Genomic DNA, 9,245 nt, shown 5'->3' on the forward strand with positions numbered 1-9,245 from the left:
CCGCCCGGCCGTTGCGCCGGTCCCGTGTGATTTTTGGTTTGCTGTAGTCCGGTCCTGGGTTGTCCTGGTCCGGTTTTTGGGTTTAGGGGACCGCTTTCGCTGCCTGGTGATTTGTCCCGGGCAGGTCAGCGTTTTCTGTCCTGTCAATGATTATTGTTTCTGTTCTGGCTCAGTGGGGGGCGTTGGTTGTGACCGAATTCGTTGAGGTGCCGCTGTTGCCGGCGTCGGATGCGTCCAACGGCGGGCGGTTCAGCTACGCCGTGGCCGAAGGTGTGCAGTCGGTTTTCGAATCTGCGGCGTCGCGGGTTGAGGGGCAGGCCGGATCGCGGGCCTCGTATGTTTCCACGGCAAAAGCTGAGTTCAGGGGTCACTTCTCGGAGCTGTTCGCGGCAAACGCCACAACGGCGGCCGGGGACGCGGAAGCCTTGGCTGCGGCCATGCGGACCGTCGCCGGCTATGTGGGACAGATGATCGACGCCGCACGCGACGAAGACGACCGCCGGCGGCGGAACAATGAATGGGTCCGGGAACACAACGACCGTAACGGTTTTGAACAGGCCCGTGACTGGCTTTTTGGCGAGGAGGAACGGCCCAACGCCGACCCCGGCCCGGCGCCCACCTTCGGCTCAGCGTCCGCGAACCTGGGCTCCCGGGACAACCCGGCTCCCGGCGGCGGGTACGGCGGTGGCACCTCCTCGGCCAAGCCCGAGGACCTGCGCTCCTTCGCAGCCGGATCCAGGGGCCTGGACGATTCGCTGGCAGCAGAGCCGGGCTCACTGGACGGGCAGATGTCCTCCTTCGCATCCGCCTGCTATTGGGGCTCCATCGACGCCTCCGGCGTGATCAGCGCCTACCGCCGGTACCTGCAGGCCAATGAAAACGATGCCATCTGGGCCACCACGGTGGCGGATGCTTTTGCGGCCGCGGGCGGCGAGGGTGCCGTTTCCACCGTGTCGGATGCGGCAGTGAACGAGGCCTTGGCCGCTGCCGGCGTGAGCGCCACCCGTTCCTCGCTGGCGATCGACCCGCCCACAGCGGCCGGCGCCATGCCCACCAGCGGGTACGCCAACGATCCCGTGAACACCGCCACCGGCAACTTCATCGAGCCGGAGTCGGATCTGGCGTTTGCCGGTGCGTCGTCGAACCTGGCGCTGGCCAGGATGTACAACTCGCTTGGCTCCGGCCTGGAGCGGGACGGGGTGTTTGGCCCCGGGTGGGCCTCTGTCCTGGACCAGCACCTGGCGCTGTCCAATGAGGGTTGCCGTTGGGTGATGGCTGATGGCCGCGCCGTGGATTTCCCCCGCGAGGGCGCCGGGTGGAGCCGGGGTGTGGGGGAGAACTACTGGCTCACCACCGAGCCCGCCGCAGCCGCAGCCTTTGCGGAGTTGGGCTCCGTGCCTGCGGGCACCTCCGAACTTCTGGTGGTCCGCGATAACCAGGGCACCTGGTGGGCACACAGCCTTGCCGGCACATGGCTGGGCACTGGTTCCGGGCCGGGCCGGACTGTTTCGGTCCATCGGGAAGTACCGGCCGACGGCGCCGGCACCGGCCCGGTGACCAGGCTTGACCACGTGCGGGGCCGCTTCCTCGAAGTTGACTACGCGGCGGGACGCGCCGCCGTCGTGCGTGGTTCTGATGGCCGCCGGGTCGAATACGGATACGACGCCCATGGCCGTTTGGTCAGCGTCGGCACGGAGGCCGGCACCAGGACGTACCGGTGGAACGAGGCCGGCCTGATCGATGCCGTCTACTCCGCAGCCGGTGTCCTGGAAGCGGAAAACACGTACGATGCCTCCGGCCGGGTGGTCCTGCAGGTCACCCAGCACGGGCGCCGCGTCCGGTTTGCGTACCTGCCGGGCCGGGTCACTGTGGTCTCGGATGAGGACGGTACCCGCTCCAACTCCTGGATTGCGGATGCGAAGGGCCGCCTGGTGGGGGTGCTGGATTCCCATGACCAGCGCCAGTCGATGGCGTACGACGCGCACGGAAACCTGGTGTCGTTCACCGAGCGCGACGGCGCAGTGACGGTGCACGCGTATGACGACCGGGGCCGCAAGACCCGCACCGTCACGGCGGAAGGCGCGGACCTGACCTACGGCTGGGATGACCGGGACCGGATCTCCACGTTGGTGACTGCCTCGGGCGCTGTGGTGTCATACGAGTACGCTGATGAGCTGTCCCGGGATCCTGCAGTGGTCCTGGATCCCTTGGGCGGCCGCACCGAGCTGGAGTGGCAGGACGGCCAGCTGGCGCAGGTCACCGACCCGGTGGGGGTCCAGATCGGGTTTGAGTACGACTCCTTCGGGGACTTGGTGGCCACCCGCAACGCGGCGGGCGATGTTGCCCGGATCGTCCGGGACCAGGCAGGGCGGCCGGTGAAGGCGGTAACCCCTTCGGGCGCCGAAACCCGTTTCAGCTACAACGATGCCGGCATGCTGATCCGGCGGGAGGACCCGGACGGGGCCGTGTGGGCCTTCGAGCATGATCCCGCCGGGCGTGTCACGGCGTCCGTGGCCCCGGATGGCGGCCGGACCGAACTGGAGTACGCCGCGAACGGTGAACTGATCCGCACCATAGACCCCCTGGGCCGGACTGTTGAGCGGGTTTTTGATGAACTGGGGAACGTTACCTCAGCGGTGTTGCCCGACGGCGCATCCTGGGGTTTCACGCATGACGCGCTTTCCCGGCTGACAGGTGTTACCGATCCGGCCGGACACGACTGGACCCGGGAGTATGACAAGGTCGGCGCGCTGACCGCGGTGGTGGACCCAACAGGTGTCCGCACCGACGCGGCCACTGACCGCAAAGCGGGCACCGCGACCCTGACGGAGGCCTTTGGCGCCGCCACCATCCGCTTTGACGAGTTCGGCCGGCCCACCAAATTGGAAGCCGCTGACGGTTCAGCGGAGCTGGTCACGTACGACGCCGCCGGCAACCCGGTGGAGCTGGTGGACGGTAACGGTGGGCTGACGGTCCTGGGCCGGGACATCGCCGGCAAGGTCACCTCGGTCACCTCACCCGGTGGCGCCGTCACCCGGTACGAATACGATGGCTGCGGCCGTCCCTGGCGCACCACCGACCCGCTCGGCGCGGTCACGGAGTTGGCCTACGACGAGGACCAGCGGATCAGTTCCCGGACCCTGCCCACGGGCGAGGTGGAGAGTTTTGAGTACGACGCCGGCGGGCGGCTGATTGCGCGGCGCACCCCGGGCCAGGGGCTTTCCCGTTATGGCTACGACTCCTGCGGGCGGCTCACCTTCTCACAGGACACCTGGTACGGCACCCGCAGGTTCAAATACAACGTCGCCGGTGAGCTTACTGAGTCCGTAAACGGCGTGGGCGGGCGGACCCTGTTCGAGTACGACGTCCGCGGCAGGCTGGTCCGGATCACCGACCCGTTGGGTGGGGTGACCACCAGGACCTACACGGTCACGGACCTTGTCGATTCGGTAACGGACCCGCTGGGCCGCGTGGCCACGGCCACGTACGACCCTGCCGGCAGGCAGCTCTCGCAAACGGATGCGGAGGGCCACACCACCACGTGGACCTACGACGCCGCGGGCCGTGAAGCCAGCACCTCGGTGGACGGGAAGCTGATCTCCACCATCAGCCGCGACCTGTTGCGGCGCCGCGCTGTAATTACCGATTACACCGGACCGGACGGGCTCGCCGTCGAGCATGAGCTTGGCTTTGACCGGTGCGGGCGGCTGACCTCCCGGACCCGTGGTTCCCAGGGCCTGTCCTGGGAATACGATGCTGACGGGCACCGGACCAGCTTCACCGACGCCTACGGGACCACCACAACGTACGCCCGTGATGCTGCCGGGCAGATCACGGCTGTTGGTAATCCGTTGCTGGGGGAGGCGTCCTTCAGCTACGACGCTGCGGGCCGGATGAATTCCGCAACGGCAGGGGACCTGGTGCAGGAGTGGGCCTACCGCAACGGTGCGCTGTCCGAGCACATCAGGCGTGACCGGTCGGGTGACGGTGCCCCTGATGTGACGATGATCGGCCGCGATGGTGATGGCAGGATCACGGGACTGACGCGGTCCGGTGCGGTCACCCGGTACGGGTACGACGGCGCCGGGCAGATGGTCTCCGCCGCCACCAACCGTGCCGGAAAACCTGAGTCCCCCGCTGAGGTTTTGGCGTGGGAGTACGACGACGGTGGGCGGCTTCTGCGTGAAACCGTCCCGGGTGGATCCCGGATTTATGGTTATGACGCTGCTGGGCAGTTGCTGTCCGTGGCGGAACCTGACGGGTCCCGGACCGAGTATGTCCATGATGGTTTGGGCCGGCGGACGCGTTTGATTGGTCCGGATGGTTCCTGGACCGACTACGCGTGGGGTCCCACCGGGCTGCTGAGTGGTTCTGTGGTCCGGGACCGTGACGGGGCTGAGGTGTCGCGGCACTCGTTGTGGGTTGATGCGCTGGGTGAGCTTGCCGCCGTCGACCGTTGTGATTTGTGGTGGGATACGGCCAATCCGGTTCCTGCGCTGGCTGGGATTGGTGGCGGGCAGGTTCTTTCGCTGCCGGGCGGTGTGACGGGTGTGGGGGAGGCTTGGGCTGCTCCGGGCTGGCGGGCTGCACGGCCCACGGATCAGGCTGATCCGTGGGCTGTAGTGGGGGCTCCGGCCGTTCCGGATCCCATTCCTGGAAATGCCGCGGGCGGTCTTGCGGGTGCGCTGCCTGCCGGCGTCACGCTGACCGGCAGCGGCGGTGTGGATATTGCCGGGCTGGAGTGGCTTGGCGCCCGGGCCTATGATCCTGCGAGCCGTGGGTTCCTTTCGACGGATCCGTTGGCTCCGGTTCTTGGTGCCGGGTGGGATGGGAACCCATACGCGTATGCGGGCAACAACCCCCTGAACACGACGGACCCCACGGGGCTCAGGCCGTTGACGGACGATGAGCTGAATGCGTACGACAGTTCCACTCGTGGGGCGATGGCGGCTGCCGGGGACTTCATGGCCGATAACTGGGAGTATTTCGCCGGCGGTGCCATGGTGATTGCCGGTGGCGTGCTGATGGCCACTGGCGTGGGGGGACCTGTGGGCATGGCACTGATTGGGGCGGGCGCCGACACGATTATCCAGAAGGCGACCACGGGTTCCGTGAATTGGGGCCAGGTCGCTTTGACGGGTGCCGTTGGAATCGTTGCCGGTCCGTTGGCCGGCAAAGTCAGCAGTGCTGTGGCATCGGGTGTCGGCCGCGTGGGGACAGCTTTGAGTACCCGTGTGCTGCCGGCCCTGGGACGTGCGGGTTCAGCGGCGCTGGCTAATGCCGGCAGGGCCGGTTCTGCGGTCTCGGCCGTCGGTACGAGGGTTGGTTCGGCCATGGCGTCCGGTGCGAGCAGGGCAGGAACGGCTGTTGCCAGTGCGGGGACGAGGGTTGGAACTGCAGTGACATCAGGTATTTCCCGGGTCAGCTCAACCGCCGGAGGTTACGTGTCCCAACTGCCGGGTCAGCAGATGGTCCGGGCCGGAGTCACCAACGGCGTTTCGGGTGGCCTGGGAAACACTGGAATGTACTTTGTCACTAATCCCCGTGATGAATGGTCGTTGGCAGGTGTCGGCGGGGCGGCTACGAACGGCTTCGTAAGTGGCGCCGTGAGTTCCCAAGCGGGATATCTGGCCGGGCCTATTACTCAGCGACTCGAGTCGCACCTGGTTCAATATGCGGTGGCTTCTGGTGGCTCCATTGCCGGGGGTGCCTTGGATAACGTCATAACGGGTGAGGACTACGGCCTTGCGGAGATGCTATTTGACGGTACCGCCGGCGCGGCCACATCCCACTTCCCAGGAGCTTCAGAAATGGCTCCCAATCCGAGTTGGATGACGCACAGTCTTTCTGCGTATGGGGGCGCCCACGTGGGAGCTATCGTTGAAAGCGTGAAGTTTGTCAGCGGCGAAGTGGTCAATCAAGGAACTGGAGCGAGCCCGTGGTGAGTGGAAATAAAGGTTCCGGTATTGCGGACGCTTTTGATGGAAGTAATTTCAGTGCGGACCAGCTCAAAGTCAGTAAGAAAGATGCCACCAATCTGAGTCTCATGTGCATTTGTGCCATTTTAGCGTGTCTTGGAATAGCTGTTTTTGTTTTTATGAATGTACCTTGGGAAACGCGTATGCCGTATGACGGAAAATACAATCGAAGCGGCAATGGTATCCCGATGCAAATTGCAATGGCTCCTGTTTTAGTACCAATTTTCGGTATATGGCGGGCGGTAAGCAGGCCGGATAAGAATCCGCGAACTAAAGCAGGCCGGATCCGGGGATACGTACTCGCAGTAGCTTTTCTTTTAATTTGCATTTTGGTTCAGTGGACTATGGCTAATGCGATTCTTGTGGCTGGTGGATACCAGAGTTAATGGTTTGCTCAGTCATTGATGACTGAGCTGGGACGGCACAATCGGTGAAATAAAAAGACAGTTTGAACCGTCAACCAGGGAGTCCCGCAAATCGCAGTTGGATGACTCACTCCTTCGCGGCATATGGTCCGGTGTGCTGGTGAGCTTGCAAACGAAACTGTTCGAGGCCTCCCCAATTGGCACAAGCGGAAGCCTCGATTAGTCGTGTCCCAATAATTGCTACTATTTGCAGGATTAATGACTTCTAAGACGAAATTTGATCCGGATGGGCCCGCCAGAAGGCCGACGTTGAAATGGTACTGGAGTCTGGCCGGCGGGCTGGTACTCCTAGCTGGTCTCTTTGTAATGCTTATGCCGTTTTGGGAGTCCGTTGGAATTGAGAGTGTTCGCTGTGAGGTTACTTCGGTCAAACCCAACACAAATTCTGGTGGATCCAGAGGGTCGGCCTCAAGCGCGGGAATCCTGGTTGAAACGACGGACTGTGGAAAAATATCAGTGTTCAACGGATTGACATTTAACAATAAAGATGCAATAGCGGCTTCATTCAAAGTCGGAAGTATGTACGAATTCGAAATCGGATGGTACTCGCGTGTGATTTTGCGGGACATTCAGCAAGCCATTCCTACTGCCCAGAAATATAGGTTGGTCGACTAGGTTCGTGCGCCTTCCCGTCTGTGTAGGAGCAGTCTCTATTGGCAATTGGGGAATTGGTCAGTCGGCTTGCGCAGCTCAATCCCAGCCACTGGAGCTTCCGGAATGTCATCAGGTCCGGCACGAATGACGCACAGTCGCGCAACGTATGGAGCACACTTAGGGGATGCCGTTCAAAGCATAAAAGTTCCATGCGGGAAACTTTTCGATCAGGAGATGGGGAGGCTGTGCAGTGAGCGACGGGGATACTTCTGAGACGCGGCGAAAATCGACCAAAATTTCTTCTGCTGAGGAATTAGCGATGGGTAGCTTGCTGACTAAGTGCTGCAAAACTTTGTGGATCATCGACGTTGTTTGACGCCGGGTCGGCAGGTAATCACTGCCTCTACCGTCAGGCGTTGGATCGACCAATGCCGAGATGCTTCGCCCGCGCCGGTGGGGGTGACCCAGGACGGTTTGTAGATCGAATAGTGTAAAGACCATGCAACGTGTAAAAGAAACCCGCTCTACTTCCTTCCGCCGCACTTTTGCAGGCGGTGCACTCGCTTTGGCGGCACTGCTTACGTTTTCCGCGTGCGCGTCCCCCGCCAAGGAAACGCCGGCAGCCGAACCGGCCACGGCGCCTGCAGCCGCCCCCACGCCTGAACCGGTTTGGCCAAAGGGCGATAAGGAGGGGACACTGGCAAACCCATACAGTATCGGTGAAGAAATGACCGACGGCGACTGGTCCTTGGTGATCGACAGCGTCAATCTCGATGCTAACGCGGAGATCAAAGCCATGGACAGCATTGCCTCCAAGGTGGCGCCGGATCCGGGCAACACCTGGGTGACGTTCACGGCAACCTGGAAGTACAACGGTGCAACGCCTGAGAAAGGTGGAACACAGTTCTCCGTGGTGAACAAGAACTGGGACGGTACCTTCGGTACTGATGACGAGTACGGGACCACTTTTAACAACGTATCCACCTTGCCCAAGGGCGCCTCGACTGCGCCTCCCGCGGAGAAGGGCTTTTCTGTAACCGACAAAGTGATCCTCCAAATGCCCGTCGAGCACGCGAACCCGTCGAGCATGATCGTCGCCAACTTCAACGCTGCCGATTACAACCAGTTCCTCGTCAAGCTCTCGTAAGTGCCGCTGACCGTCGTGGAGGAATCAGCCCGTGCCTGAACCCGCGGAAGTCGTCGTTGCTGTACGTGCCACGGCTGTGATTGAGCCGTCAAGGTGGCTGCGGCGGCCGGTGCGGCTGATTCGCTACGATGCCATCCGGACATCCGGACAATTGGATTTCGACGAGCGGCTTCCCCAGGTGATGTACCGGGGCCAACCGGCTGACTTCGCGACCGTTAGTGACGCAGTCCATGCGCACTGCCCGGAGGTAGGGCCCGGGCTTTGGATTGACCAGGCCGGGCGGGTCGTCGACGGACCCACGCGCACAAATCCGGACCCGCCGAAGTCCAGGGGAGTGCCCCGTAAATATGGGGTTTCGACCCGGGTGGCGGATGCAAGAGCCATAAGTGCCTGGCGGCTGGGCGGAGGTGCGGCCGGCCTCAGCCTTGGGCTTGTCCTGATCGCCGGGCCGATGGGTAAAGGTTTCGGCGGCTTCCTGGGGGCGCTCTGCGTGCTGATTGGCCTGGCGGCCTTTGCCGGCTTGGCTCGCAGCAAACGCAAGTGACGGTACCTTAGCCCGGATTCCTTGCCTGACCCCCGCTATAGAGAAAGGCCCTGATTCCCACTGTTTGTAAAGGAATCAGGGCCTTGCTCACTGGCGGTGACGGTGGGATTTGAACCCACGTTGGCTTTTACACCAAACAACATTTCGAGTGTTGCACCTTCGGCCGCTCGGACACGTCACCAACCTGAATAGGCTACCGGAGTCAGGGGCGCAACCCCAAAACGGCTGCCCGAGAGCGGACGACGGCGGCTGCGGCTTTGGTGGCCGTCACCAGTGAGGGGCGCACTAGTAAGCAGTAGTTGCCATCCTTAAACACTCACCATGCGGACCAGCCTTGCTGGACTGGAACAGGCGCGAGAATGCTCGATTTCTGATGGTTATGCACATAGCCCCCGTCCCGTCGGAAATTGTCGTACCCCCTTCCTATGCTGGGGTTATGGACAGTAAGGAAGCTCCAGAGACGGACGGGACGGGCCCGGTTCCGGCTGCCGTTTCCGGGGCTGTTGCGGGGCCAGTGGGTGTGGTGGTTGGCTCGCTCGCGGACGCCATGACGGAAC

5 protein-coding genes and 1 tRNA gene are annotated in these 9,245 nt (G+C 62.8%); 4 read left to right on the forward strand and 2 right to left on the reverse strand.

From position 1 onward, the window contains the following. The first annotated feature begins 188 nt into the window (after window positions 1-188). Both QRN07_RS01940 and QRN07_RS01945 read left to right on the forward strand, forming a co-directional pair. Window positions 189-5,945: a DUF6531 domain-containing protein gene (locus QRN07_RS01940; protein WP_285240236.1), complete on the forward strand. Its 5,757-nt coding sequence runs from the start codon at window positions 189-191 to the stop codon at window positions 5,943-5,945. After that, window positions 5,939-6,364 carry a hypothetical protein gene (locus tag QRN07_RS01945; RefSeq protein ID WP_285240237.1) on the forward strand — a complete coding sequence of 142 codons (426 nt, stop codon included), beginning with the start codon at window positions 5,939-5,941 and terminating at the stop codon, window positions 6,362-6,364. The genes QRN07_RS01940 and QRN07_RS01945 overlap by 7 nt, the downstream gene beginning before the upstream one ends. An 810-nt stretch (window positions 6,365-7,174) precedes the next feature. Here QRN07_RS01945 and QRN07_RS01950 read toward each other — a convergent pair. Further along, the gene (locus QRN07_RS01950; RefSeq protein ID WP_285240238.1) at window positions 7,175-7,426 is read right to left on the reverse strand and encodes a hypothetical protein; all 252 of its coding nucleotides are present in this window, start codon (window positions 7,424-7,426) and stop codon (window positions 7,175-7,177) included. 70 nt (window positions 7,427-7,496) lie between these two features. Here QRN07_RS01950 and QRN07_RS01955 point away from each other — a divergent pair, with 70 nt between their 5' ends. Further along, window positions 7,497-8,144 (forward strand): hypothetical protein, encoded by a 648-nt coding sequence (locus tag QRN07_RS01955; RefSeq protein ID WP_285240239.1) that lies wholly within the window; start codon window positions 7,497-7,499, stop codon window positions 8,142-8,144. 31 nt (window positions 8,145-8,175) lie between these two features. After that, window positions 8,176-8,688: a hypothetical protein gene (locus QRN07_RS01960; RefSeq protein ID WP_285240240.1), complete on the forward strand. Its 513-nt coding sequence runs from the start codon at window positions 8,176-8,178 to the stop codon at window positions 8,686-8,688. A 91-nt stretch (window positions 8,689-8,779) separates the two neighbouring features. Here QRN07_RS01960 and QRN07_RS01965 read toward each other — a convergent pair. Then, window positions 8,780-8,869: transfer RNA gene (locus QRN07_RS01965), tRNA-Ser, on the reverse strand. Window positions 8,870-9,245 lie beyond the last annotated feature (376 nt).

Origin of the sequence: Pseudarthrobacter sp. MEB009 (assembly GCF_030208875.1) — a bacterium.
GTDB lineage: Bacteria > Actinomycetota > Actinomycetes > Actinomycetales > Micrococcaceae > Arthrobacter.

Excerpts from the sequence above, each read along its gene's own strand:
- QRN07_RS01955 (WP_285240239.1), top strand. The coding sequence starts at position 7,497 with ATGCAACGTGTAAAAGAAACCCGCTCTACTTCCTTCCGCCGCACTTTT.